The sequence below is a fragment of the Myxococcus stipitatus DSM 14675 genome, from assembly GCF_000331735.1.
Taxonomy (GTDB): Bacteria; Myxococcota; Myxococcia; order Myxococcales; family Myxococcaceae; genus Myxococcus; species Myxococcus stipitatus.
In genome coordinates this window covers 9535303-9560228 of record NC_020126.1, presented here as the reverse complement: position 1 = coordinate 9560228, position 24926 = coordinate 9535303, and the positions used below count along the sequence as shown (strand labels likewise).

Sequence of the window (24926 nt, the reverse complement as noted above, 5' to 3'; positions counted from 1 at the left end):
AAGTGAATGGAGATTCATGTTCAGGGCGGCGAAGGGAGCAGCCCGTACGCTGGCTGCTCCCGTGTGTGTGGCGCACAGCGTCCAACTTCCCCCGTGCCAAGGGGGCGTGGCCTACTCCTTCGCGAGCTTCTTGCGCAGCAGGGCGTCCACGGAGAACTTGCCCGGGCCCACGGTCATCATCGCCACGGCGAGGGCGAGGTAGAGCAGCGCAATCTCATAGCTGCCCGTGTGGCCGACGAACGGGTCACCCTTGATGACCGCGTGGAAGTGGGTCGCGACGGCCATCGTGAAGAAGATGCCCAGGGACGCCAGGGGCACCAGCGCGCCGAGAATCCACGCGAGCCCGCCACCGAACTCGGAGAGGGCCGCCAGCGCCTGGAGGACTCCCGGCACGGAGGCGTCCGCGCCCATCCAACTGAAGGGGTTCTGAATCTTGGACCAGCCGTGCAGCATGAACGCGGCGCCGGCGACGACTCGAAGCACGAGGAGACCCACGCTGGCGGTGGTGGACGGGGGCGCGGGAAACACGGATGCGAGCTTCATGGGGAGTTCCTTCGAGAAAAGACGGCCCGGGGGCCGAAGCTGGGAAGTAGAGAAACAGGGCCCTTTCGGGCCACCCGCTATGGATGCCCGGGAAATTATCCAGTCGCTCCAGTCCCCGCACATTCCCGACAACGGATTGGAATTCTGCCAAGCCGCTCAGGCCTGCCGCTTCACCGCGAGCGGTCCGAACGCCTGGGCCACCGGCATCAGCGACATGACGTTGATGTTCACGTGTGCGGGCCGCGACGTCACCCAGTGCACCGCGTCCGCGATGTCCTCGGGCGTCAGCGGCTGCGTGTTGGCGTAGACGGAGGCGGCGCGCGAGTCGTCACCCCGGAAGCGGACGTTGGAGAACTCCGTCCCGCCCACCAGCCCCGGCTCGATGTCCGTCACGCGCACCGCCGTGCCCAGCAGGTCCGCGCGCAGGTTGAGGCTGAACTGCTGCACGAAGGCCTTGGTGGCCCCGTACACGTTGCCCCCCGGATACGGGAAGTCCGCCGCCACCGAGCCCATGTTGACGATGTGCCCCCGGTTGCGCGCCACCATGCCCGGCAGCACGGCGTGGGTGCAGTACAGGAGCCCCTTCACGTTCGTGTCGACCATCACGTCCCAGTCCTCGACCCGCGCCGCCTGCGCCGTCTCCAACCCCAGCGCCAGCCCCGCGTTGTTGACCAGGACATCCACCTCCGCGAACTCCGCCGGGAGCGCGCCCAGCACCTGCTTCACGCCGTCGCGCTCCGTCACATCCAGCTTCACCGGCAACAGGCGCTCGCCCAGCTCCGCGCGCAACGCCTCCAACAAGTCCAGCCGACGCCCGGTGGCGATGACCTTCGCCCCTTCTTGGATGAACCGGCGCGCGATGGCCTTGCCAAACCCCGCCGAGGCTCCCGTGACCAACACGTTCATGGTGTCCCCTTGTCCTTGGATGTGACGCAGGCGCGCTAAATGGCACGGGCCCCGGAGCGGTGCACGGAAGAAAGGCCGCGCCCCCCACCGTGTGCGCTCTCTCCGAGACTGGAGGGCCATGTCCTCCTCCGGAGCGTGCGTGTTATCGACAAGCGGACACCCCCGTGAAGGTGTCACCTGGCGCGCGTTGGAGACCGGCGTCCGGACAGGCCAGGGTGAGCCCCGACCTGGGGACATTCGAGTCGGACTGCCCCGGAGGCGCGGGGGCGTGTAGAGTGGGCTTCCCTCCCCCTCTCGCCCCGACCCTCCACGTGCCGTCTTCGCTGGAATTCGCTCTTGGCATCACCCTGGTGCCCCCGGCTTCCCCCGCACGAGAGCTGCTCACCGTGTCGGCCGCGCGCGCGGGTCTGCGTGTCGTGGACGGCATGGAGGGCGCCGCCCTCGTACTGGTGGACCTGACCGCGCCCAGCAACGGGCCTGCCCTGCGAGCGGTGCTCGACTCGCCTCGGGCCTCGCACATCACGCTGGTGGCGCTGGTGGAGCCCTCCGAGCAGGGCTTCGCCGCGGCCGAGCCCCTGCGGCCCGCCGACGTCATCACCGTCCCCGTGTCGCCGCACGAGCTCGTCTTCCGGCTCCAGCGCGCCGCGGGCCGTCACCTGGAGCGCGAGGGACAGGAGCGCGGCCAGGAGGACCTGTCGCTCCTCTTGGAGTTGACGGCCGACTACGCGGAGACCTCCGACGTGGAGGCGCTCCTGCACGGCGTCACGCGGAGGCTCGCGGAGAAGCTGGACATCGCACGCGCCACGTTGGTGATGCTGGGCCGCAACGCCGATGAAGGCGTCATCGTCGCGGCCAGCGACGACCCGGCGCTCAAGGACCTGCGCATCGAGCTGTCCCGCTACCCGGAGATTCGCGAGGTGATGCGCACGGGCCGTCCGGTGGTGATGGACGAAGCCCCCACGCATCCGCTCCTCGGCGACCTGGAGCGCCGCGCCGTGGCCGCTCGAGGCATCCACGCCATCGCCGCGCTCCCGCTGCCCATCCGAGGCCAGGTGCGAGGCGTCCTCCTCCTGCGCGCGGCGGGACGGCGGCGCACCTTCACCTCGCGGGAGATCGACTTCCTCACCACGGTGGCGCATGCGACGGCGGTGGCGCTGCGCAACGCCTCGGTGCTCCAGTCCGTGAGGGGCCAGACGGAGGCGGAGAAGACGGCGCGTCTGGCGGCCGAGGAGCAGGCGGCCTCCTTCAAGCCCTACCAGCTCTTCTTCGCGCACGTCAGCGAGGGCGTGGCCATCCTCGACGACAAGGCGAGCGTGCTGTCGCTCAACCCGTCGGGCGCGGCGATGCTGGAGTTCCCCGCGACCGAGGCGCGCGGGCGGCACCTGCACCAGGTGACGCAGCCCCTGGATGACGGGGTGTTGATGGAGTTGGTGACGGCGGCCTCGCGAGGCGAGTCGCGCTCGGGCGTGGACGTGGAGGTGCGCACGGGGGCGGGGCGCCGGCTGACGTTGTCCATGTCCGCCGCGCCGCTGCGGGACGAGGACGCGGCCACCATCCTGTCGTTCCGCGACGTCACCGACGCGCGCCGGCTGGAGGACGAGCTGCGCCAGACGAAGGACTTCCTGGAGCGGCTCATCGACTCGTCGGTGGACGCCATCATCGCCGCGGACTTGAAGGGGCGCATCATCCTCTTCAACAAGGGCGCGGAGGCCCTGTGCGGTTACACCGCGCAGGAGGCCATGGCGAACCTCACCGTGGAGCAGCTCTACCAGCCCGGCGTGGCCCGGAAGATCATGGCCACCCTGCGCGGCTCCGAGCACGGCGGCAAGGGCCGCATGGCGCTCACCCGCGAGGAGCTGGTGCACCGCTCCGGCGAGCGCGTGCCCGTCAACATGACGGCGTCGCTCGTGTACGAGGGCGGGCGCGAGGTCTTCAGCGTCGGCATCTTCACGGACATGCGCGACCGGATGAAGCTGGAGCGCAAGCTGTCGGATGTGGAGACGCGGCTGGAGGAGAGCGAGAAGAGCGCCGTCATCGTCGCGCTCGCCGGCACCGCGGCGCATGAGCTGAACCAGCCCCTCACGTCGGTGATGGGCTACGCGGAGCTGCTCAAGCGCAAGCTGAAGGAGGAGGACTTCGCCTGGAAGCCGGTGGACATCATCTACCGCGAGGCGGAGCGCATGGCCGAAATCGTGCGGAAGATCGGCAAGATCACCCGCTACGAGACGAAGGCGTACATGGGGGAGCAGCAGATTCTCGACCTGGACAAGGCGACCTCCCATGAAGACTGACACCCGAGCGATGCGAATCCCGGGGGGCCCGGGGCCCGAGTCCTTCCAGGCCTTCTTCGAGGCGCTCGACGCCCCCGCGGCCCTGTGTGACCCGACGCTGCGCCTGGTGGCGGTCAACGAGGCCTTCCACCGCTTCTGCGAGGACCACCGCGCGACGGTGGAGGATGTCTCGCGGATGCTGGTCTCCGCGGCGGTGCCCGCCGATGGCGCGAGCTGTGACGTGGAGCTGTCGCTGGCGGGCATGCCCGGCGCGGTGCTGACGCTGTCGCGGCGAGGCGACGTGGTGGCGGTGCGCGCCCGGAATGACCCGGAGCTCGCGCGCAACCGGCTGGTGCTGGCGGAGCGGGCGCTGCTGGAGCAGGCGCGCACGGAAGGCGTGCTGCTGGACCTGGGCCGCAGCGTGGCGGAGGCGGGCGGCGAGGAGGAGCTGGTGGCGGCGGTGGCTCGCGGGGTGAAGGAGCTGTTCCCGGGCCGCTCGTTCTGCATCCGCATCACCGACTCTCGCACCGGCGGCCTGACGTCGCTCTACGCGGAAGGTCGGCTGAAGGAGGGCGCGCACGAGCCGCTGGTGCTGCTGCGGCGCGCGGTGGAGAAGCTGAACCTGGGGCGCTCGGCGCTGCCGCAGGGACGGGTGTCGGTGCTGGACGAGGTGCCGCTGCTGTTCCAGGGCAGCACGCATGGCGTGAGCGCTCCGCTGGTGGCGAGCGGGCAGCTCTTCGGCGCCATCAACATGGAGTACCCGGAGGGCCTGGACGCGGACGTGCAGCATGACGAGCGCGTGCTGTTGCAGCTCGCCAGCCAGGTGGCCGTGGCGGTGAAGAACGCGAAGCTCATCGACGAGCTGACGTTCGTCCGCAAGTACCTGGAGGACCTGCTGGAGAAGGCGAACGCCCTCATCCTGGTGGCCAACCGCGACAAGCAGGTGGTGGTGTTCAACCAGGCCCTGAGCGCGCTGACGGGCTTCCGCAAGGAGGACGTCCTGGGCCGGGACATCTTCGGCCTGGTGCCGGAGAGCGAGCACCTGCGGCTGTCCCAGGTCATCGCCGCCGCGATTCGCGGCGAGTCGGTGAACAGCTTCGAGACCCGCTTGTTGTCCCGCGAGGGGAACGAGGTCCGGGTGTCCTTCGCCACGTCCTCGATGCTCGCGCATCATGGCGAGGTGGAGGGCGTCATCGCCATCGGCCAGGACATCACGGTGGTGAAGGAGCTGGAGAAGCGCATCATCCACGCGGAGAAGCTGGCCTCCATCGGTCAGCTCGCGGCCAGCGTGGTGCATGAAATCAACAACCCGATGACCGCGGTGGCCACGTACGCGGACGCGCTGCTCCAGCGCTCGCGGACGACGCCGGGGGCGAACCCCGCGGACCAGGACAAGCTCCGGAAGATCCTGGAGAGCAGCCACCGCATCCTGCGCTTCACGCGGGACCTGGTGAGCTACGCGCGGCCGGCGCAGGACAAGCCGGAGCGGGTGCAGCTCAACGCCGTCGTCGACATGGCGGTGGGCTTCTGCGAGCACGTCGTGTCGCAGGCGCGCGTGAGCGTGCATCGCGAGTACGTGGAGCTGCCGCTCTTGTCGGCGGTGCGCGCGAACCTGGTGCAGGTGTTCGTCAACCTCATCACCAACGCCTGCCACGCGATGCCGCCGGGAGGCTCGGTCTACCTGTCGACCCGACGCGAGGGCGAAGAGGCCGTGGTGTCGGTGCGCGACACGGGGTCGGGCATCGACCCGAAGAACCTGCAGCGCATCTTCGAGCCCTTCTTCACCACGAAGCCGGAAGGGAAGGGCACGGGCCTGGGGCTCTCCATCTGCCAGGGCATCGTGGAGAACCACGGGGGCCGTCTCATCGTGACGAGCACCGTGGGAGAAGGCACCACGTTCTCGGTGCGCCTGCCGCTGCTGATGGAGTGAGCGGAGGCGTGGACAGGCCGGGTCCTCCTCCCGGCCTGTCGAGGACCCGGCTCAGTCCCAGCCTTGCAGCTCGACGCGCACCTTGCGCACGAGCAGCTCCCATTCGCGGCGCTTCAGCGTGGCCAGGACGCGGCCTCCGATGAGCGTGAGTCCCGTGAGCGTCATCACCAGGAAGCCGATGCGGTGGTCTCGCAGCCCGGCGCCGAGCAGGTTGGCCACCACGTCCAGCGTGAGGAACAGCGTGCCCAGCGCGAGGTAGGCGCGAATCTGCAACAGCATGCCCACCACGACGCCCAAGAGGCAGACGCCGCCGAAGATGAGCGCGTACATGCCATCAGGCGATTCGCCGACGCGCATCGCGAGCTTCGCCGCGGCGGGGACGTAGAGGAGCAGGCCGCCGAGAATCCGCACCGTGTTGCGCGCGGCGTGCGGCAGGCTCTGGGTGAAGAGCTGGCCCAGCATCAGGAGCAGCAGCCCCAGCGGCGCCAGGTAGATTTCCAGTCCCTCCAGTCCGAACGCCAGCGCGGAGATGAGCAGCGCGAAGTTGCACGCCGCCGCCGCGAAGGCGCCGAACATGCGGCTGCGCTCCACCGCGCCCAGCGCCGCGTACAGCAGGCCCGAGCCTCCCGCGAGCAACGCCGCCTCCTGGGTCGCCTCGCCCGGGAGGACGAAGGCCATGCCGATGGGCAGGAGCGCGGCGAAGCGCCGCGTCGCGGCCTCCACCGGTCGCACGCCAGCCCGCCGCGCCTGCACCGTCACGCCCACGAGCACGAAGCCCAGGGCCAGGGCGAAAAGCGCGTCGTGCTCGGCGCGAAGGCCCGGGGCGTACAGGCTTCGCACCAGCGCGTAGGTGCCCACCACCGCGAGCTGCACGAAGTACACATGCCGCCCCGTGTGCTCCGTCCAGGCGCAGTGCAGCGCGACCAGCACCGCGAGCCCCAGCGCCGCGATGGCCGTCGACAGGGCCTCCTCGGGCGCCCCTCCGCTGCTGGCGGTGACGGTCAGCATCAGCCCGGACATCACGAGCCAGATGTCTCGGCCCCAGACCATTCCTCCCGCGACGTCGCCACGCCGCTCGCGCAGCCAGCGCTGGGCGGAGTGGATGACGAGCGCGGCCCCCGCGGCCGCCAGTGCCAGCTCCGCGCCGTGGACGGTGAAGAGCTCGCCGTAGCCCAGCCACATGCCGGACCGGGCCGCGCGAATCGTGAAGAAGGCCATGGCCGCGGTCGCCACGGCCGCCCCCGCGACCCACGTTCCCAGCGCGGAGAGGAACGCCGCCAGGGCGCCCTTCCACTGGAACGCCGCCACGAGCAGCGACGCGGCGATGAGCGCCCACGTCACGGGCAGCGCGGGCGACACCAGCCACGTGCCACCCAGGCCCAGGAAGGACTGCTCCGCGAGGTTGAACGCGGCGAACAGGGATGACGTCTCGCGCCCGACGGCGAGCGCGTAGACCATCGCGGCCATGAGGTAGAGGGCCATCGTCTGATGGAGCCGCACGCGTGCGTCGCCTTCGGAGAGCCCTCGCTTGCGGATGACCCACGGGCCCAGCGTCACCAGCGCGAGTCCGACGAGCGCGAGCACGGGGCCCGGCCAGCTCTCGAAGACGGGGACTCGATGCGCCGCCGCGTGGACGAGCAGCAGGAGGCTCACACCGAACACGCCGCGTCCCTGGGCTCGGGCGCCTCCCAGGAAGAGGACGATGCCCGTGGCGCAGACGAGCGCGGCGGCGATGAGGCCGGGCTGGAAGAGCGCGACCAGGCACGTCACCACCCCGGTGACGACGGAGTAGTGGCGCAGGAGGTTGCGGAAGGATTCGGGGACCCCTCGAATCGCGGCCAGGGCGTAGACGAGCCCCGCGGCGGCGACACCCGCGAAGGCGCGTTGCCACAGCAGGAAGAGGGTGTCCCCGGAGGCGAGCCACGCCTCGGGGTTGAGCCAGTCCAGGGCCTCCGCGCCAGCGCGCACCCACTGGTCATTGGGGGGCAACAGCGAGACGAGAGAGGGGCCGCGCAGGGATTCGCGCGCCGCCCACAGCGCGGCACCGGGGAGACCCAGCGCCAGGCCGAGGCTCGCGGCGGGCGGCTGGCGGAACGGGCCCGCGAGCAACAACACCAACACCGCCGCGCCCAACACCATCAACGGCGGGATGATGCCCACCGCGCGCGAGGGCGTGGGGAGTCCGACGAGGAAGGCGCTCTTCAAGAGGACGAAGACCAGCACCACCACGCCGAAGCGCGGGACCATCTGGTACAGGCGTCCGTGCTGGGGCTTCTCGAGCCGCTCCGCGATCCACGGCCCGACGCGTCCCAGCGCGAGTGAGAGGCCCCACAGCGCGATGCCGACGAGCGGATGCCGCAGGGCCACGATGTCCGGCGCCAGGGGACGGCCCGCGCGATTGACGATGGCGGTGAGGGCGATGAAGCCGCCCATGGCCGCGAACGCCACCACGGAACCTCGGAGTCGCAGGGCGACGAAGCCTCGCGACACGAAGGCGACGAGCGCGGCCAGGGTGAGCAGTCCTCCCGCGAGCAGGCACGTGGAGCGCTCGAGGTCCGTGGGGAAGGCCTGCCACTGGAGCAGGGTGAGGGTCGCGACCAGCGCCAGGACACACGCCACGGCGGCGAAGCCATCCGTGTAGAGGCGCAGTCCGTGCTCTCCGAGCGGCAGTCGGAAGAGGTCGAGCACCTTGCGGGCCCGAAGCTCGGGAGCGGCGGTGGTCGGCTCGGTGCTGGCGGGCGGGCGAGGGCGCAGCGCGGAGACGAGCGCGAAGCCGAGGACCAGGGAGGCCGAGACGAGCGCGGCCCGCGCGGACGTGAAGTCACCGTGCGTGCCCAGGGCTTGCGAGACCGCGAGCGCGAGCCCCGTGGCGGCGAAGAAGCCCACGACCCGGCTTCCATCGCGTCGGGCCCGCAGCAACAGCCACACGGTGGTCAGCGCCGTGGGGAGCGCGTTGAGCAGCAGCGGCAGCTCGCGGTTCGCGAGCAGGATGAGTCCATCCGGCGCGGCTGGGGCCGCGACGAGCGCGAGGAAGACACCCGTCGCCGCGAGACCGAGCGACAGGTCATCCAGTGGCAGGAGCGCGGTGAGCGGCGAAGAGGGCCGTGCCCAGGCTGCTTGGAGGAGCCCGACGACGCCGTAGAACCCACCCAGGAAGGCGAAGACGGCGAGGGTCCCCCAGTCCCCCGTCAACATGGGGAGGAGGTCGACCAGGCCCAGCAGGCAGAAGGTCGCCGCGACTCCGCCCAGATAGTGCAGCCCCCGCCAGCGCCAGCCTCCCGCGAGGTGCGCGGTGAGGGCGATGACCAACCCCGTCGCGATGCGCGGCCAGGAGGAGCCATCGATGGGAAGTCTGACGGCGAGCGGCATCGCGACCAGCGTGGAGACGATGCCCCAGGTGAGCAGCTTGACCTTCAGGGACGGGGAGTTGCTCCTCCGGGCCGCGAGCAGCAGCCCCGAGGCCGCCACCGCGCCGCCGAACACCCACCACCCCGGGTCGATGGGGGCGAGGACGTTCGCCACCAGGACCCCCGCGAGCAACGTGGCCATGACGCCGAGATGGGCGAGGGCGAGACGGCGGGGCTCCAGCCAGAAGAAGACGACCGCCGCGAGGACGGGAGTGAGCGCCGAGGCGACGGCGACGTTGAAGTCTTCGCCGGGCTCCACCGAGAACAGGCTCAGGGCGCCGGCGATGGCACCGCTCGCCAGCACCGCGTGCGCCACGGTCTCCAGCACCGCGCTCATCCGAGGGAGCGTCTTCCGGAGGGAGTCGGTGGTCGTGGCCAAGGCGATGACGGCGGCGAGGGCCTGGGCCCAGAGCATCAAGCCCGCGAACATCGGGCTGCCGGGCTCCACCGCGTCGAAGCCGGAGGGCGCACTCGCCACGCTGAAGACGGTGAGCCAGAGCGCCGAGTAGAGCGAAGCACTCGCGCTGACGAGCATCGTGCTCGCGGACTTCGACGTGCGTGAGAGCCAGAGCGTGACGGCCAGGGAGGCCACGCCCGCGGAGGCGCACAGCATGCGGAGCCACGGCGCCTCGTCGAGCCCCATCAGCGGGAGCCCGGCGAGCAGGGCCGGGAACATGGCCACCGCGAGAGACTTCACGGAGGTCTCATGCAGCAGCCGTCCCGCCGCGCGCAGCGGGAACAGTCCGGCGATGGCCACGCCAAGCGAGACGGCGATGCCCAGCCCCGGAGACAGCGCGACCAGGGAGGACAGCGCGACGAAGCTGACGGGGAGGAGCGCCAGACCGATGCCGGAGAGGACGCGGCCCACGGGCAGCGAGCGGCGCGACAGGAACACGCCCAGCCCGATGAAGCCCGCGTGGTAACCCCACAGCGCACCCGTCACGAGGAGCTGACGCGGCACTCCGCCCAGGGCCTGCCACGCCTCGCGGACGCCCATGAGCGAGCCGCCCAGCACCAGCACGGCGCCAAGGAACCACCAGATGAAGTCGTTCAGCCGAGGCGAGTTCGACGACGTCGCGTCGAGGGCGACCACCGCCTCCAGCCCGCCGCCGAGAGCACCCGAGGCATCACGAGCGAAGAGGGCCTGTCCCGAGCCCAGCGCCGAGCCGAGGTCATCCTCGCTCGCGTACGAGTCATCGGAAGCGTGCCCCCGCTGGCGCCGGGGACGAGGGGGACTCGAATCGTCGGCCAGGTTCGCGGTGTCCTGGCCCTCACTCACGGATGAGTCATCAGGCGCATGTCCTCGCTGGCGCCGGGTGCGGGGGGCACTCGAATCGTCGGCGAGGTTCGCGGTGTCCTGGTCGGAGTGCGGCGAGGTCGCGGCCTCGTCACTTGCTTGCTGGAGGCTCGGCTCGACAGGCGTCACGGGGACGACGACCACGGCCGCGGCGGTCTCAACGGGAGGCGCACGGCGCCTGCGTTCGGCCTGCTCCCGCTCCGCCTTCGCGGTCTCTTCGAGTGACGCCGCGAGCGCCGCGCCCCAGCTCGGACGCCATGAGCCCGCGCGCACCACGGAGGCGACCACTCCGTTCGCCCATTCCTCCGCGCGAGCGGCGGCATCCATCCGTGGCGCCTGCTCCGCGCTGACGGAGGCCTCCACGTTCATCTCGCCCAGGGCCCCTTCGAGCCGCTGCGCCGTGGCCTCGTCAATCAGCGCGGCGTCGCGCCAATCCTCGATGCGTCGTTGCAGCGTCTTTTCGACGAGGGCACTGAGACGTGGCTCGGAGAGGGGCAACAGGGACGCACCGCACTCGAGACATGCATCCCCCGGTGCCTTGTCGCGAAGCCGCACGCAGACTGGGCAAATCATCCACGCAGCATAGCGTTACTCGGTGCGCCCCATGCACACACGCCCCCGTGAAACCCAGGGGCGCGCGATACATGGTCCTTCAACCATCCCGGATTCTCAGTCCCTCATGTAGTGGCAGGTGTATCCGCCGGGATTCTTCACGAGGTAATCCTGGTGATAGCCCTCCGCGGGGGTGAACTCGCCTGCTGGGACCACCTGGGTGACGACCGGCCGGTTCCACTTGCCGGAGGCGTTCACTCGAGCCTTCACCGCCTCGGCCACTCGGCGCTGCTCGTCGGACTGCACGAAGATGGCGGAGCGATACTGCGTCCCCACGTCGTTGCCCTGCCGGTTGAGCGTCGTCGGGTCATGCATGCGGAAGAACCACTTCTCCAGCAGCGTCTCGAAGCTCAGCACCTTCGGGTCGAACACCACGCGCACCGACTCCGCGTGCCCTGTCTCACCCGAGCTCACGTCTTGATACGTGGGGCTCTTCAAGCCTCCGCCCGTGTAGCCGACGTCCGTCTGGAGCACGCCCGGAATCTTGCGCAGCAAGTCCTCCATGCCCCAGAAGCAGCCTCCCGCGAGCAGCGCTGTCTCGGTGACGCCCGCGGCCGCCAGCGCCTTGCCCACGTCTGTCTTCGCGGGGGCCGCGCTCGTGGGCTCCCGGCCGAACGCCTTCAGCCACGCGCCATAGCCCTCCTTCTCCAGCGCCCCCACCGGCACGAAGCGCAGTGACGCGGAGTTGATGCAGTAGCGCGTCCCCAAGGGCTTCGGCCCATCGTCGAACAGGTGCCCCAGGTGCGTGCCGCCCTTCGAGCGGACCTCGACACGCTCCATGCCCAGGCTCGAGTCCCGCTTCTCCTCGACGTGTGACGCATCCACCGGCCGGGTGAAGCTGGGCCAGCCCGTGTTCGAGTCGAACTTGTCTCGCGAGGAGAACAGCGGCTCGCCCGTGATGACGTCGACGTAGAGCCCCTCTTCGTGGTGGTTCCAGTAGGCGTTGCGGAAGGGGGGCTCGGTCGCCGCCTTCTGCGTCACGTCGTACGCCAGCGGAGAGAGCGTGCGGCGCAGCTCCTCGTCCGAGGGCTTCTCGTAGCGGCGGGAGTCCTTCACCGCCCCCGCGCTGGGGGACTCGGACCGCTGCGCCGAGGTGTTGCCGGGCGCCGCCGCATTGCTCGCCTGGGTACACGCCGCCAGCGCCGCGAAGACCAGGGACACCATCAGGCGCTTCCAGGGGCCCCGGGACGGGAAGGAACGGGAACCGAAACCGACGGACGACATGGCCATGAGCCTCTCCGGACGCGCCTGGGAGGACGCGCGTCCTTCATCTCGTACGGCCCAGGCCCCGGTGTGTTTCAGCGTTCCAGCCACGGGCTGTCCGGAGGGGAGGGCGGACAGCCAGGATAACGCTCAGCCCTGCGGCTCGCCGTCGCCGTCCAGCTCGCGCGAGAACTCCTCCTTCGACAGCAGCCCCTTGCGCGCCATGATCCGCATCAGCGCCCAGAACTTGCGCTCCAGCTCCTCCACGCGGTCCGGGTCCTCCCGGGCCTGCCCGAAGAGGTAGTCCAGGTCATCGAGCACACCACCCCCCGAGGGCGGCTTGGGCTTCGCCGAGGCCTGCTCCCGCTTCTGCTTCTGCTGCTCCTCGCGCTGGCGGATCAGCTCCGCCAAGGACGTGCGCTGCGTCGCCTCGCCGGGCGGCAGCTCCTCGCCGACGATGACCTCCTCGTCGTCCTCATCGGCCTGGGGCGAGGCGGGCTTCGTCGCCGCGGGGGGCCGGGCGGCCGGTGCGGGACGCGCTCGGGCCACGGGGGCGGGCGCACCCTTCGGCGCGGCCGAGCCGCTCGCCGGCGCCACGGGGACCTTGTGGTAGTAGCGCAGGATGGCGCCCCGCACGGCGGACAAGGCCGCCACCCGCACGCTCACCTTCAGTCCCGTGGTGAACTCAATCTCCTCCACCGCGGGCATGTTGAGTGGATCACTCATCGCGACCACGAGCTGCCGACGGCCGCCCACGCTCTCCAGCGCGATGGGGAACAAGTCGTGCTGCTCACAGAAGCGCGCCCGCAGCATGTGCACCGCGGCCCACTCCGGCGTCAGCGCCGCCAGGTCCACCTGCGGCATCCCGAGCGCCTGGCTCAGCGCGCCCGCGAGGGTGTCCTCGGTGATCGCCCCCTGCGCGATGAGCGTCGCCCCCAATCGCTGCCCCGACTTCCGGTGGGCCGCGAGCCCCGCCTCGAGCTGAGCGACGCTGATCGCCCGCTGCTCCAACAGCAGCTCGCCAATGCGCTTCCTCGCCATGGCGCGGCATTAACACGCGCCCGCCTGCCCTCGGAAGCGCCGCGCTGGCACAACCCCCGCTTCTTGTGAAGCCCCCTACAAGACCCGCATTGCGGCTTGTCCGTGGAGTTGGCAAGGGGCACTTCAGCGCAAAATTCCTGTGAGATTTCAGCACTTAACGCCGAGGCCCCTGCCTTGACACCCCAGACAGCCATTCCTAAAGTCGGCAACACCGTTTTCAACATCCATTCCTGCCGCCCACTCATCTCGGGCGCACGCCCGGGGGGGCGACAGGTTCTGGAAGGTCCGGAAGCGCCGGGCCGAGCCGCCGTGGAGGCAAGACGCGATGAACCTGGGGTTTTTGACGAATCTGGCCGTGCTCGCCAACGCGGGTGGACCTGAGCGGGGCTTCTTCGAAGAGGTCGCCAGGCGTTGGGAGGCCGGTCAGTGGGGTATGTACCCCATCGCGGCCTGTCTGGTGGTTGCGCTGGCCATCATGGTGGAGCGCAGCATCGTGTTGTTCGGCAAGGCCTCCATCAACAAGGAAGCCTTCCTCCGCGGGCTGAAGAAGCACATCTACGCGGGCGACCTGGACAAGGCCATCAACTACGTGGCCGGCCAGAAGTCCACGCCGCTGACGAACGTCATCAAGGCGGGCCTGATGAACGTCCCGAAGGGCCAGGACGAGGTCCAGGCCGCGCTGGACGAGGCCTCGCTCCGCGAGACGCCGCGCCTGGAGGCCCGCAGCGGCTACCTGGCGATGCTCGGCAACGCGGCGATGCTCGCCGGTCTGCTCGGAACGGTGTCCGGTCTGATTTCCTGCTTCGAGGCCGTGGCCAACGTGAACCCGGCCGACAAGGCGACCATTCTCGCCAACGGTATCTCCGAAGCCATGAACTGCACGGGCTTCGGGCTGGTGACGGCGATTCCCTGCCTCATCGCCTTCTCCGTGCTGATGGGCCGCACCCAGTCGCTGGTCAATGACATCAACGAGACCAGCGTCTCCGTGTTGAACCTCATCGTGGCGAACAAGGACAAGTTCAAGAACCTGAACGTCCCCTCCGCTCGGGACCACCACGACGACTGAGCCGGGCTCCCGTCTGGGAACCCGGAGCCCGGGCGCGCTGTCCTGTCCCCGTGAGGGGAACACGGCGCGCCCCGTTCAGTCTTAGGAGGAGAACGCCATGGCCGGCGGAATGGACACAGGTGGTGGTGGCAAAGGTGGCAAGAAGCCGCTCGATGCCGCCATCAACCTGACCGCATTCATCGACCTGATGGCAGTGACCATCAGCTTCCTCATCATGACGGCCGTCTGGACACAGATTGGCCGACTTCAGGTGTCCCAGGCCGGAGGTCCCTCCACGGAGGAGGAGCCGCCCCCGACGGAGACCAAGACAGTGCAGTTGACGCTGCTCATCACCCCGACGGAGCTGCGGCTGTCCGCGGACCAGAGCACGTTCGACCCCATCCCCCTCACCAAGGACGGCAAGGGCAAGACGGACCTGTCCAAGCTGGTGGCGCGCTTCAAGGAGTTGAAGGCGCAGCTGCCGGACCAGACAGCCATCACCCTTCAGCCCGAGGACAAGGTCCGCTACGAGGACCTGGTCCGCATCATCGACGAGTGCATCGGCTCCGGGTTGCCCCAGGTGTCGGTGTCCGCGGCGATGGGCTAGCCGAGCACGGAGCCACAACCTCTCATGGCCATCAAGGTTCCAGGCAAGCGGTACGGCAAGCGTCTCCAGCACTCGAGGGTGTTCGGGCACGGCGCCGCGCACGCGAAGCGCAGCGGCTACGCGGACCTGCTCATCACTCCGCTGGTCGACATGTTCGTCATCATCGTGCTCTTCCTCATCGCGAACTTCTCCGCGACGGGCGAGGTGCTGATGATGACCAAGGACATCCAGCTCCCCGAGGCGGTCCACGTCCAGGAAGTGGAGATGCACCCGGTCGTCATGGTGTCCGGCGAGCAGGTCAGCGTGTCCGGCACCATCGTCGGTCGCGTGGAGGACTTCTCCAAGGACGAGTACCTCAACATTCCCGCGCTGGAGGAGAAGCTGCGGGACATGAAGAAGCAGTTCGAGGACCTGCACGCGATGGCGAACGATGACGCCAATACGTTCAAGGGCGACATCAACATCCAGGCTCACAAGGATGTGGAGTACGCCATCATCAAGCGCGTGATGTTCAGCTGCGCCACGGCGGGCTACAACAACATCAACTTCGCGGTGCTCACCACGGCGGGCAGTGAAGACGGCGCCACGGCGGCGGCGACTCCTCACTGAGCAAGGTGGAGCGGGCTCGCGAGGCCCTGAACGCCCTGGCCCTGGTGGCCGGGGCGTTCTTGTTTTTTCTGGAGACTTCATCCCATGCAGCTTCGTGCCGTCTTCTTCGACCTTGATGGGACCTTGGTGGATTCGCTGGGGGACATCGCGGACGCGATGAACCACTCCCTCGCCCGACATGGCCTCCCCACGCATCCGGAGTCCGCCTACCGCCACTTCGTGGGCGAGGGCGTGCGGGAGCTGGCTCGCCGGGCGGTGCCCGCGGGACGCGAGGAGCTGGCGGCGGCCGTGCTGGAGACGTATCGGCCGCACTACGAGGCGCACCTCTTCGACCGCACGGCGGCCTACCCCGGCATCCTCGGGATGCTCTCCGCGCTCGCGGAGCAGGGGGTGGTGATGGGGGTGCTGAGCAACAAGTCGGATGGTCCCGTGAAGCAGCTGGTGGAGCGGCTGCTGCCGGGCGTGCCCTTCCGCGTGGTGTATGGCGAGCGGCCAGGGGTGCCTCGCAAGCCGGACCCGACGGCGGTGCTGGGCATGGCGGCGGAGCTGGGTGTGGCGCCGGTGACGTGTGGCTTCGTGGGCGACACGGCGGTGGACATGCTGACGGCGCGCGCGGCGGGCATGTACGGCGTGGGCGTGACGTGGGGCTTCCGGGATGCGGCGGAGCTTCACGCGAACGGGGCTCGCGCGGTGGCGACGACGGCGGAGGAGCTGCTGGCGGCGCTGCGCTCCGCGCGGCCGTGAGCGCTGTCTCGTCACGGTGCGCTCATGAACATCGAGTGCGCCGGGGGTTGTTCCGCTGGCGCTCGTGAGGTCTACGGTGGGCTCCTCCCGAGTGAGCCCCCATGCACCCTCCGCGCTTCGATTCGAGCCGTACCCGCCGCTGTCTCCGTGCCTGGCAATGGACCCGACAGGACGTGTCGGGCAGCGAGTACTGCGAGCTGTGGGAGCTCGACGAGGGCTGGGGGCTGGCGGGCAGCGTGGTGCTCGCGGAGGAGGGGGTGCCTTGCCTCGCGGAGTACGCCGTGGAGACAGACGCGCGGTGGCTGACGCGAGAGGCGCGCATCCTCCTGCACAGAGGTGGAGTCTCCCAGTCCCTGGTCCTTCGCGCGGATGCGCGGCGGCGCTGGTGGCGGGGAGACGAAGAGGTTCCCCAGTTCCGCGGCTGCACCGACGTGGACCTGGCCTTCACTCCGTCGACGAACACGCTGCCCATCCGACGGCTGGCGCTGGAGGTGGGGCAGGCCCAGGAGGTGACGGCCGCGTGGGTGCGGATGCCGGACCTCTCGCTGGCCCCGCTGCCGCAGCGCTACACCCGCCTGGCGTCCACGCGCTATCGCTACGAGAGCACGGGAGGGAGCTTCGTCGCGGAGGTGGAGACCGATGCGCTGGGGCTCGTGACGCGATATCCGCCCGCATGGGAGCGCGTCGCGGAGGCGGTCCCCGACACCGGGGGTGGCTTTCGCTGAGGGCGTGTGACTCCTACGATGGTGGGCACGGCCTCGGCGGCGGAGCGGGACCTGGAAGCCGCCTGGCCCCTGGAGCGTCCGACGTGAGTGCATCCGAGAAACAAGCCGAGCCCCTCGCGCCGGTCGTGGATTCAACGCCGCCGGGTGTCTCGGCGGTGCCGCGGGTTCCCGCGCGGAAGATGAAACACGTGGCGAAGGCGGGCCTGAAGGTGCTGCTGCGCACGGTCCCCTCGCTCCTGGGCTCCTGCCTCTGGGGCGCGCTGAAGGGCTTCATCCTCTTCGGCTTCGGGGGGCTGGCGCTGGCGGCGGCCTTCGTCGCCATCCCGCGTCACCTCGAGTGGGCCGCGACGCCGACGTGGTTGGAGGTGTTGAGCCTGGTGCTCTCGCCGCTCTCCCTGGCGTTGGCGGGCGCGTGGGTCCTGATGCTCCATGCGGTCGCCTCGCGGCTCGCCCAGGAGGCGCAGGAGCGGCGCTGGATGGCCCACGCCTACGCCATCCTCAAGCCCGCGGCCCTCCAGGTCGCCCAGCGCCTCCGAGGCGCGGGGAAGCTGGAGCGCAAGGAGCTGCTCCTCGCCGTCGAGGAGTCCGTGGCGGAGCGGCTGGGCGACCCCTCCCAGGCCCGGCCTCCCTCCTCGCAGCTGGAGCGCTTCCTCATGGAGCAGTCCCGCCGCGTCCTGGGGGCCATCGCCCTGCGGGCGGTGCTCACGGCGCCGGATGTCCCGACGGCGGTGCATGAGCTGGAGAATCTCGCGGTGGAGCGACTGGAGATGGTGCTGGTGGAGCGGCTGGAGGACTTGTTCTTCGTGCAGCAGGTGCTCGTGCTGGGCGCGGGGCTGCTCGTGGCCGCCCTTCCCGCGTTCATCCTGGGGTTCTCACGCTGAATGAGAGGCTGAAAAAAACACGGGCCGGCCTCCCCCGAAGCCGGCCCGCGCGCCACCTCGAGCCGCGGCGACGCTAGATGACGGTGACGCGGTATTTCTCCTTGTCCTCCGCGCGGTTGTACGCGGTGGCGGCGGCGATGATGTGGCACACCCAGCCGAGGCATCCGCCGGTTCCCACCCAGAAGCCGGGCGTGATGATGAGCCAGAACAGCCCGCGCAGGATGTCCCCGTTATAGATCTGCCCCACACCAGGAATCAGGAATGACAGCAGGGCTGCGACACCGGAACGCGACATCGTCGTGGTACCTCCTTGCCGTGTTCTACGAAGCCCCCGCCACACGATTGCATTCGCTGGGAAGCCTATTGGTTCCTGGACGCTTGGTTGCCCCACGAGACGAGGGGAGGGTGCAATACCGGGCCCGGCCCGCTACGATGCATCCACTTTTGTGAGCCCGTCGGGTCGGCGGACGGACTTATCGGGGGGATGGTCATCCACGGGCTGATTCGAGCCTGCGCGCGCGCGCTTCGCGGGCGGCATCTCTTGGAGATGCTGTTGGTGGCCGGCGTGTATCTCGCGGTCGCCCGGCTGGGACTCTCCCTGGCCACTGTCGCGGGAAACGTCACCCCTGTATGGCCGCCCACCGGCGTCGCCCTGGCCGCGCTCCTGTTGCGAGGCCCCGCGCTGTGGCCCGGCGTCTTCCTGGGCGCCTTGCTGGCGACCTCGTCCACCGGTGTGACGTTGCCCACCGCGCTCGGCGTGGCCGCGGGCAACACGCTGGCCAGCGTGCTGGGGGCGTGGCTGTCGCGGCGCATGCGCATGGGCACGGACCTGTCGCGCATCCGCGACGTCGTCGTGCTGTGCCTGGGCGCGGGCATGGTGTGCACCGGCGTGAGCTCGCTGGTGGGGCCGCTGTTCCTCTGGCTCGGCGGCACGCTGCCCTCCGAGGTGATGGGCCACGCCGTCTGGGTGTGGTGGGTGGGAGACCTGACGGGCGTGCTCGTGGTGGCGCCGCCGCTGCTGGTGCTCAGCCGCCCGTCCTGGCCGCAGCGGCTGGGCGAGGCCGTCGCGCTGGCGTCGCTGACCACCGTGCTGGGCGCGGGGGTCTTCCTGTTCCGCGCCTTGCAGCCGGGACTCGCGTACGGGGCCAGCTTCCTGCTCTTCCCCATGTCGGCGATGGCCGCGCTGCGCTTCGGGCCTCGGGGCGCGGCGGCGGCGACGCTGGTCATCTCCGCCGTCGCCATCTTCGGCACGGTGAACGGGCAGGGGCCCTTCTCCTCGGGCAACGTGGCGCAGGACCTGCTGGTGCTCCAGCTCTTCATCGTCGTCAACGCCGTGACGGGCCAGCTGCTCGCGGCGGCGACGGAGGAGCGGCGGCGCGCGGTGGAGCGGCTCCAGCTCCTCGCCACCACGGTGCGAGGCGTCCACGAGGGCGTCTTCATCGCGGAGGTGGTGAGCCCCGGCAAGCTGCACACCGTGTTCGCCAACGACGCGCTCAGCCTGCTGCTGGGGCGTCCTCGCGAGGAGCTGCTGGAGCTGGACCCGTGTCACCTCTACGGCGAGCAGGACTCCAAGCTGCGTCAGCGCGTGACGGACTCCGTGCTCGCGGGCGAGTCGCTCTGCGTGGAGGTGTCGCTGCCGCGCAAGGACGGCCACCTGGTGTCCACGGAGGTGCTGCTGTCCCCCGTGCGCGCCACGGGCCGCGACGTGACGCACTTCGTGGCCACCCATCGCGACATCACCGCGACGCGGGAGCTCCAGGCGCGTCTCGTGGCCGCGGAGCGGGTCGCCGCGGTGGGGACCCTCGCGGCCGGCGTGGGGCATGAAATCAACAACCCGCTGGCCTACCTGGTGTTGAACCTGGAGTCCGCCGCGCGAGCGCTGACGGAGGGCGGGCTGCTCGGGGCACGGGATGCACAGGCCGGCGTGCGGGGCGCGCTGGAGGGCGCCGAGCGCATCCGGCTCATCGTCCGAGACCTCCAGGTCTTCAGCCGTCAGGGAGACCAGGAGCGGACGCTGGTGGACCTCAACGCGCTGGTGCCGCCGGCGGTGCGCATCATCAGCCACGCCCTGCGCCACCGCGCGCGGCTCGTCGAGGAGTTCGGCCCCGTCCCTCGCGTGCTGGGCAGCGAGGCGCGGCTGGGACAGGTGCTGCTCAACCTGCTCGTGAATGCGATGCAGGCCGTGCCCGAGGGCAACCCGAGCCTGCACGAGGTGCGCGTGCGCACCAGCACGGACGCCTCCGGCCGGGCCCGGGTGGACGTGGTGGACACGGGCGTGGGCATCTCCGCGCAGGTGATGTCCCGCATCTTCGAGCCCTTCTTCACCACCAAGCCCACCGGCGAAGGCACCGGGCTGGGGCTGGCCATCTGCCAGCAGATCGTCCGCAACCACGGCGGCGAGCTGAAGGTGAGCAGCGAGGTCGGGAAGGGCTCCGTCTTCACCATGCTGCTCCCGGCGGCGCCGATGCAGGCGGAGGTGGTGTCTCGCCCCGTCGCACGCGCCAAGCCGCCCATGCCCGCGACGGTGCGACGAGGCCGCGTGCTGGTGGTGGACGACGAGCCTCGGCTGGCGCAGTCCATGCGCTTGTTGCTGGAGCCCTATCACGACGTCGTCACCACGCTGCGCGGGGGCGAGGCCCTGGCGCTGGTGACCGCGGGCCATCGCTTCGACGTCATCCTGTGTGACCTGCAGATGCCGGAGATGGACGGCGCCGCGCTCTACCGCCGCCTGGGCGTGATGGCGCCGGAGCTGACGCGGCGGATGGTGTTCATCTCCGGCGGCGCCTACACCCCCGAGACGCGGACCTTCATCGAGACGGTGCCCAACCTGGTGTTGGAGAAGCCCGTCCGGCCCGAGGTGCTGATGGCCTCCGTGGACGCCGCGCTGGATGCGCTGGCGGCCCAGGGCAAGGACGACGAGGACTCGGTGGCCCGCGCCGGCGGTGCGCGCCACTGAGGCCGTGAAGGTGTCTCCGGCCTACTCGACGCGGATGACGACCTTGCCCGTGGTGCTCCGCTCGGCCAGGGCCTGGTGCGCTCGCGCGACGGCCTCGAGCGGGAAGGTCTGCCCGATGACGGGCTGGAGCTCACCGCGCTCGACCAGGGAGAGGGCCTCGCGGAGCGCGGCGTGTCGGGGCTCGAAGGGCAGCGTGAAGGTGGCGAAGCCCGTGATGCTCTGGTTCTGGGCCATCACCCCCGCCATCTGCTCGATGCTCCACTGCGTGCCGAACATGCTCTCCGCGCCATAGAGCACCAGCCGTCCCCGGAAGGCGAGGGCGCGCAGGCTCTGCCCCGGAAGGTCGCCCCCTCCCGCGACGAAGACGACGTCCGCGCCCAGTCCTCGCGTGGCCTCGCGGACCTGCTCGGGCCAGTCCGGGCGGGACGTGTCCACGGTGGCATCCGCGCCCAGTCGCGACACCAGCGCGCGCTTGGCCTCACGGCTCACCCCGCCGATGATTCGCGAGGCTCCCATCCGCTTCGCCACCTGCACGAGCAGGCTGCCCACGCCTCCCGCCGCGGAGGGGATGTAGACGGACTCCCCTTCGCGCAGCCGCGCGCCTTCGCGCAGTCCCAGGAGCGCGGTGGGGGCCTGGGCGGGGAGGCAGACGGCCTGCTCGAAGGACACGGCGTCGGGGATGCGCAGCGTGGTGGCGGCCGGGGCCACGGCGTGGGTGGCGAAGGCGCCTTGTGCCGGAAGGATGGCGACGACACGGGTGCCGGGCGCGAGTCCCTCGACGGACGGGCCCACCGCGTCCACGACACCCGCGGCCTCCATGCCGGGGATGAAGGGCCTGGGCGGCGCACCGGGCAGGCGTCCTTCTCGCAGCGCCAGGTCCGTGAAGTTGAGCCCGGAGGCATGCACGCGGAGGCGCACCTCGCCCTCACCGGGCTGGGGCATGGGGACGTCGTCGAGGCGCAGCTCCTCGGGACCACCGAACTGGTGCAGGCGAATGGCTTTCATGACCAGGCATCTCCGGACGACGGGCCGTGGGGCGAGGAGGCTCGCGCGGCCACTCCCGGCGCGTGGATGGACCTATAGTCCTGGGGGAAAGGACGAACATGCGCCAGAAGTCCGATTCTCTCGTCCAAGCGTCCGGAGCGAAGCCGGGGCTCGATGTCCTCGCGGACGTGCTCCAGGGCATCCACCTGCGCAGCCGCGTGCACGCTCGCTATGAGCTGACCGCGCCGTGGGGCATGCGCATCGAGCGTGCTCCCTTCCCTGTCTTCTACGCGGTGCTGCGCGGCAACTGCGTGCTGTCCGCGGGAGACAAGGAGCTGTCGCTGACGGGAGGCGACTTCGTCTTCCTCCCCGCGGGGGCCCGGTTCACGCTGAAGGACCGGCGCGGCTCGCGCGTGTTGCCCGTGGAGGCCATCTACGCGACTCGCCAGCCGGTGCGGTGTGGCGGGGTGCTGCACTACGGGGGAGACGGCGAGGCGGTGACGGTGCTGTGCGGCTCCTTCACCTTCGAGGGGGAGACGCTGAGCCCGCTGGTGCGGCACCTGCCGACGCTGATGCACGTGAAGGCGGATGACCCCGCGTCCTCGCGCTGGCTGGAGCCGACGCTGCGCTTCGTGGCCTCCGAAATCGAGGCCCAGCAACCGGGTTACGATACGGTCGTCAGTCGGCTCGCGGACGTCCTCTTCGTCCAGGCGTTGCGTGCGCACCTGGAGTCCTCGTCCAAGGACAACGGCTGGCTGCGCGCCCTGGTGGACCCGCGCATCGGCGCGGTGCTCCAGCGGGTCCACGAGAAGCCGGAGGCGCCGTGGACGCTGGAGGGACTGGCGCGCGCCGCGAGCATGTCCCGCTCGGTGTTCGCGGAGCGCTTCAAGCAGCTCGTGGGAGAGCCGCCCCTCGTCTACGTGGGCCGGTGGAGGATGCACCGGGCCATGACGCTGATGCGGGCGCGCGACACCTCCGTGGCGGAAGTGGCGCGCGCCGTGGGCTACGAGACGGAGAGCGCTTTTGGAAAGGCTTTCCGTCGCTGGGTGGGCATGACGCCCGGGGCGTTCAGGCGCTCCTCGGCGGCTACTCCATCGCCTGGGGGAACGCCGGCAGCTTCGCCATCTCCTTCGCGTCGTGCTGGATGATGATCTGCCCGTTCGTGTTCTTCAGCATCTTGTAGACGCGGTCGATGGACGCGAGCGTGTCCGCGCGGTTGAAGTTGAAGGACGGCATCAGGCCCTTCTCGAAGTTCTCCCGCGTGTGGAACAAGTCGCCGGACAGCATGACGTTGCCCGTCTTCGGCAGCCGCACCAGGAGGACCTGGTGCCCTGGCGTGTGGCCCGGCGTCTTCAGGATGCGCACGGAGCCATCGCCGAACACGTCGTGGTCCGCGTTGAGCAGCACCGTCTTCTGCTTCGGATGACCCGCGAGCGCGCTCGCGTCGACTCCGGGCGGCGTGGGCTTCTGCAGGGACCAGTTCCACTCGTCACGGTGGACCAGCCACGTCGAGGACTGGAAGTTGCGGGCGTTGCCGGTGTGGTCGACGTGCAGGTGCGAGAAGGCCACGAACTGGACGTCGGAGGCCTTCAGCCCCAGCTGCTCGAGCTGCGAGGCCAGCGTCTTCTTCACCACGAAGCGGACGCCGGGGCGCTGCTCATGGCCGTTGGGCTCCTGGGCCAGGTGGTCACCCAGGCCCGCGTCCCACAGCAGGTTGCCGCGCGGGTGGCGGATGAGGAAGCACGGAGCGGAGAGCGTGCCGGACTCGCCGTCGAGCTCGCCCGTGTCCGTGAACGGGCTCAGGTCCTTGAACTCGGCGGAGCCGCAGTCGAGCGGGTGCAGCTTCACGCCCGTCACCGGGGCCTCCGACGCGTAGGCCGCGTCGCGCACCTCGAACGTGAAGGGGCCATTCATTCCCTCGAAGGCGGTGTTGGTCATCGCCACCACGGTGAGGTTCTTCTTCGCGTCCACGAACCAGTTGTGGCCGTAGGCGCCGCCCCACTGCCACGTGCCCGCGGACTGGGGGCTGTGCGTCGGCGCCGGGTCGACGAGCACCGCCGACAGCAAGCCCCAGCCCCAACCCGGGCCCTGCGTCTGGGCCTCCGGCCCGCGCTGCACCACGCCGAGCTGCTGGGCGGTGCTCTTCTTCAACACGGGCGCGCCGCCTTGCCGCAGCGCCTCCAGGAAGCGCGCGAAGTCATCCGCCGTCCCCACCATGCCCGCGCCTCCGGAGGGGAACGCGCTCGGGTTCAGCACCCGGTCCGGCGCGAACTGGACCACGCCTTCACCGAAGGGGACGCCGTGCGCCTGTCCCATGCGCACCGGGGCGGGCTTGCCATCCGAGTAGGGCACGGCGAGCCGCGACGCATCCTTCACGCTGAAGCCCGTGTCCTTCATCTTCAAGGGCTGGGTCACCAGCTTCTCGACCACCTGGGGCAGCGCCGCGCCTCCCGCGCGAGCGACCACCGCGCCCAGCACGTCCGTGGAGAGCGAGTAGTGCCACCGGGCGCCCGGCTCGAACGCGAGCGGCACCGACGAGAGCCGACGCAGGTTCTCCTCCAGCGTGAGCCCCTGCGGATTGTCGAGCCCGTCGGAGATGCCCGCCTTCGGATAACCCTCTCCCGGCGCGTGCTGGAAGCCGTACATCAGGCCGGAGGAGTGCGTCAGGAGGTGGCGCACGGTGATGATGGGCTCGCGTCCATCCGCGAGCCTGGGACGGAAGGTCGGCAAGTACCGGGTGACGGGGTCCTCCAGCGACAGCTTGCCCTGGTCCACCAGCGCCAGCGCCGTGGTGGAGACCAGCGGCTTGGTCATGGAGGCCAGCCGGAAGACCGCGTCCTCACGCATGGGCGTGCGGGCCTCGCGGTCCGAGTAGCCCGCGGCGCGCCGGTAGATGACCTGCCCGTCCTTCACGACGACGACGACGGTGCCGACGATGCGCTGCTCTTGAAGGGCCTTGTCGATGACCGCGTCCATCTTCGCGGTGATGGCCTGCGTGTCGGGACTGGCGGTGGCCTGCGGGGCCCGCGGGTTGGACGGGGACCGGGCGGGAACAGCGGGGGCGGCACTCAGGGTTGCAGCGGCGGCGAGGGCGGCGATGGCAGAATGCATGGGGGCCGAAGTCCTTTTATGTATCGGTTGTTACTTAAATGCGGAGACCGCCTCC

The 24926-nt window shown here is 70.2% G+C and carries 18 protein-coding genes; 10 read left to right on the top strand and 8 right to left on the bottom strand.

What is annotated here, in order from left to right:
• Positions 1-111 precede the first annotated feature (111 nt).
• A complete protein-coding gene (locus MYSTI_RS37045) occupies positions 112-543 on the bottom strand; it encodes a DoxX family protein (protein WP_015352986.1) in 432 nt (143 codons plus the stop codon).
• A gap of 156 nt (positions 544-699) precedes the next feature.
• On the bottom strand, positions 700-1449 hold the full coding sequence (locus MYSTI_RS37040) for an SDR family NAD(P)-dependent oxidoreductase (protein WP_015352985.1): 750 nt from the start codon (positions 1447-1449) through the stop codon (positions 700-702).
• A gap of 275 nt (positions 1450-1724) precedes the next feature.
• Here MYSTI_RS37040 and MYSTI_RS37035 point away from each other — a divergent pair, with 275 nt between their 5' ends.
• Entirely contained in the window at positions 1725-3740 is a 2016-nt protein-coding gene (locus MYSTI_RS37035; protein WP_044282558.1) for a PAS domain S-box protein, read from the top strand.
• Between the two features lie 10 nt (positions 3741-3750).
• Positions 3751-5649: an ATP-binding protein gene (locus tag MYSTI_RS37030; RefSeq protein WP_084668259.1), complete on the top strand. Its 1899-nt coding sequence runs from the start codon at positions 3751-3753 to the stop codon at positions 5647-5649.
• Positions 5650-5700: 51 nt separating this feature from the next.
• On the opposite strand, the gene MYSTI_RS37025 is transcribed toward MYSTI_RS37030, so the two are convergent.
• The 3 genes from MYSTI_RS37025 to MYSTI_RS37015 all read right to left on the bottom strand — a co-directional run bounded on the left by MYSTI_RS37025 (position 5701) and on the right by MYSTI_RS37015 (position 13209).
• Positions 5701-10926 (bottom strand): hypothetical protein, encoded by a 5226-nt coding sequence (locus MYSTI_RS37025; protein WP_015352982.1) that lies wholly within the window; start codon positions 10924-10926, stop codon positions 5701-5703.
• A gap of 96 nt (positions 10927-11022) precedes the next feature.
• Positions 11023-12129, bottom strand: coding sequence for a bifunctional methionine sulfoxide reductase B/A protein (locus MYSTI_RS37020; protein ID WP_015352981.1), 1107 nt, complete (start codon positions 12127-12129; stop codon positions 11023-11025).
• A 189-nt stretch (positions 12130-12318) separates the two neighbouring features.
• On the bottom strand, positions 12319-13209 hold the full coding sequence (locus tag MYSTI_RS37015; protein ID WP_015352980.1) for a GspE/PulE/PilB domain-containing protein: 891 nt from the start codon (positions 13207-13209) through the stop codon (positions 12319-12321).
• A gap of 325 nt (positions 13210-13534) precedes the next feature.
• On the opposite strand from MYSTI_RS37015, the gene MYSTI_RS37010 reads away from it, so the two are divergent.
• From MYSTI_RS37010 to MYSTI_RS44040, 6 genes are all read left to right on the top strand, one after another.
• A complete protein-coding gene (locus MYSTI_RS37010) occupies positions 13535-14275 on the top strand; it encodes a MotA/TolQ/ExbB proton channel family protein (protein ID WP_015352979.1) in 741 nt (246 codons plus the stop codon).
• Positions 14276-14372: 97 nt separating this feature from the next.
• Complete coding sequence (locus MYSTI_RS37005; RefSeq protein ID WP_015352978.1) at positions 14373-14861, top strand: ExbD/TolR family protein; 489 nt, start codon at positions 14373-14375, stop codon at positions 14859-14861.
• A 24-nt stretch (positions 14862-14885) separates the two neighbouring features.
• The gene (locus MYSTI_RS37000) at positions 14886-15470 is read left to right on the top strand and encodes an ExbD/TolR family protein (RefSeq protein WP_015352977.1); all 585 of its coding nucleotides are present in this window, start codon (positions 14886-14888) and stop codon (positions 15468-15470) included.
• Positions 15471-15554: 84 nt separating this feature from the next.
• Entirely contained in the window at positions 15555-16214 is a 660-nt protein-coding gene (locus MYSTI_RS36995; protein ID WP_015352976.1) for an HAD family hydrolase, read from the top strand.
• A gap of 101 nt (positions 16215-16315) precedes the next feature.
• Positions 16316-16939 (top strand): putative glycolipid-binding domain-containing protein, encoded by a 624-nt coding sequence (locus MYSTI_RS36990; protein WP_015352975.1) that lies wholly within the window; start codon positions 16316-16318, stop codon positions 16937-16939.
• A gap of 83 nt (positions 16940-17022) precedes the next feature.
• Positions 17023-17820 carry a hypothetical protein gene (locus MYSTI_RS44040; RefSeq protein WP_015352974.1) on the top strand — a complete coding sequence of 266 codons (798 nt, stop codon included), beginning with the start codon at positions 17023-17025 and terminating at the stop codon, positions 17818-17820.
• Between the two features lie 73 nt (positions 17821-17893).
• Here MYSTI_RS44040 and MYSTI_RS36980 read toward each other — a convergent pair whose 3' ends face one another.
• Complete coding sequence (locus tag MYSTI_RS36980; RefSeq protein ID WP_015352973.1) at positions 17894-18115, bottom strand: DUF5683 domain-containing protein; 222 nt, start codon at positions 18113-18115, stop codon at positions 17894-17896.
• A 189-nt stretch (positions 18116-18304) separates the two neighbouring features.
• Here MYSTI_RS36980 and espC point away from each other — a divergent pair, with 189 nt between their 5' ends.
• Positions 18305-20776, top strand: coding sequence for a serine histidine kinase EspC (espC, locus tag MYSTI_RS36975; protein ID WP_015352972.1), 2472 nt, complete (start codon positions 18305-18307; stop codon positions 20774-20776).
• A gap of 21 nt (positions 20777-20797) precedes the next feature.
• Here the strand turns inward: espC and MYSTI_RS36970 are convergent, their stop codons facing one another.
• Positions 20798-21781, bottom strand: a complete 984-nt coding sequence (locus MYSTI_RS36970) for a quinone oxidoreductase family protein (protein WP_015352971.1) — start codon at positions 21779-21781, stop codon at positions 20798-20800.
• A 98-nt stretch (positions 21782-21879) separates the two neighbouring features.
• Between MYSTI_RS36970 and MYSTI_RS36965 the strand changes: the two genes are divergently transcribed.
• Positions 21880-22908: an AraC family transcriptional regulator gene (locus MYSTI_RS36965; protein ID WP_015352970.1), complete on the top strand. Its 1029-nt coding sequence runs from the start codon at positions 21880-21882 to the stop codon at positions 22906-22908.
• On the opposite strand, the gene MYSTI_RS44035 is transcribed toward MYSTI_RS36965, so the two are convergent.
• Positions 22847-24871, bottom strand: a complete 2025-nt coding sequence (locus MYSTI_RS44035; protein ID WP_015352969.1) for a serine hydrolase — start codon at positions 24869-24871, stop codon at positions 22847-22849. The genes MYSTI_RS36965 and MYSTI_RS44035 overlap by 62 nt on opposite strands.
• Positions 24872-24926 lie beyond the last annotated feature (55 nt).

Excerpts from the sequence above, each read along its gene's own strand:
- MYSTI_RS37005 (WP_015352978.1), top strand. The coding sequence starts at position 14,373 with ATGGCCGGCGGAATGGACACAGGTGGTGGTGGCAAAGGTGGCAAGAAG.
- MYSTI_RS37045 (WP_015352986.1), bottom strand. The coding sequence starts at position 543 with ATGAAGCTCGCATCCGTGTTTCCCGCGCCCCCGTCCACCACCGCCAGC.
- MYSTI_RS36990 (WP_015352975.1), top strand. The coding sequence starts at position 16,316 with ATGCACCCTCCGCGCTTCGATTCGAGCCGTACCCGCCGCTGTCTCCGT.
- MYSTI_RS37030 (WP_084668259.1), top strand. The coding sequence starts at position 3,751 with ATGCGAATCCCGGGGGGCCCGGGGCCCGAGTCCTTCCAGGCCTTCTTC.
- MYSTI_RS36970 (WP_015352971.1), bottom strand. The coding sequence starts at position 21,781 with ATGAAAGCCATTCGCCTGCACCAGTTCGGTGGTCCCGAGGAGCTGCGC.
- MYSTI_RS37000 (WP_015352977.1), top strand. The coding sequence starts at position 14,886 with ATGGCCATCAAGGTTCCAGGCAAGCGGTACGGCAAGCGTCTCCAGCAC.
- MYSTI_RS36965 (WP_015352970.1), top strand. The coding sequence starts at position 21,880 with ATGCGCCAGAAGTCCGATTCTCTCGTCCAAGCGTCCGGAGCGAAGCCG.
- MYSTI_RS44035 (WP_015352969.1), bottom strand. The coding sequence starts at position 24,871 with ATGCATTCTGCCATCGCCGCCCTCGCCGCCGCTGCAACCCTGAGTGCC.
- MYSTI_RS37020 (WP_015352981.1), bottom strand. The coding sequence starts at position 12,129 with ATGGTGTCCCTGGTCTTCGCGGCGCTGGCGGCGTGTACCCAGGCGAGC.
- MYSTI_RS36995 (WP_015352976.1), top strand. The coding sequence starts at position 15,555 with ATGCAGCTTCGTGCCGTCTTCTTCGACCTTGATGGGACCTTGGTGGAT.
- MYSTI_RS37040 (WP_015352985.1), bottom strand. The coding sequence starts at position 1,449 with ATGAACGTGTTGGTCACGGGAGCCTCGGCGGGGTTTGGCAAGGCCATC.
- MYSTI_RS36980 (WP_015352973.1), bottom strand. The coding sequence starts at position 18,115 with ATGTCGCGTTCCGGTGTCGCAGCCCTGCTGTCATTCCTGATTCCTGGT.
- MYSTI_RS37015 (WP_015352980.1), bottom strand. The coding sequence starts at position 13,209 with ATGGCGAGGAAGCGCATTGGCGAGCTGCTGTTGGAGCAGCGGGCGATC.
- espC (WP_015352972.1), top strand. The coding sequence starts at position 18,305 with ATGGTCATCCACGGGCTGATTCGAGCCTGCGCGCGCGCGCTTCGCGGG.
- MYSTI_RS37025 (WP_015352982.1), bottom strand. The coding sequence starts at position 10,926 with ATGATTTGCCCAGTCTGCGTGCGGCTTCGCGACAAGGCACCGGGGGAT.
- MYSTI_RS37010 (WP_015352979.1), top strand. The coding sequence starts at position 13,535 with ATGAACCTGGGGTTTTTGACGAATCTGGCCGTGCTCGCCAACGCGGGT.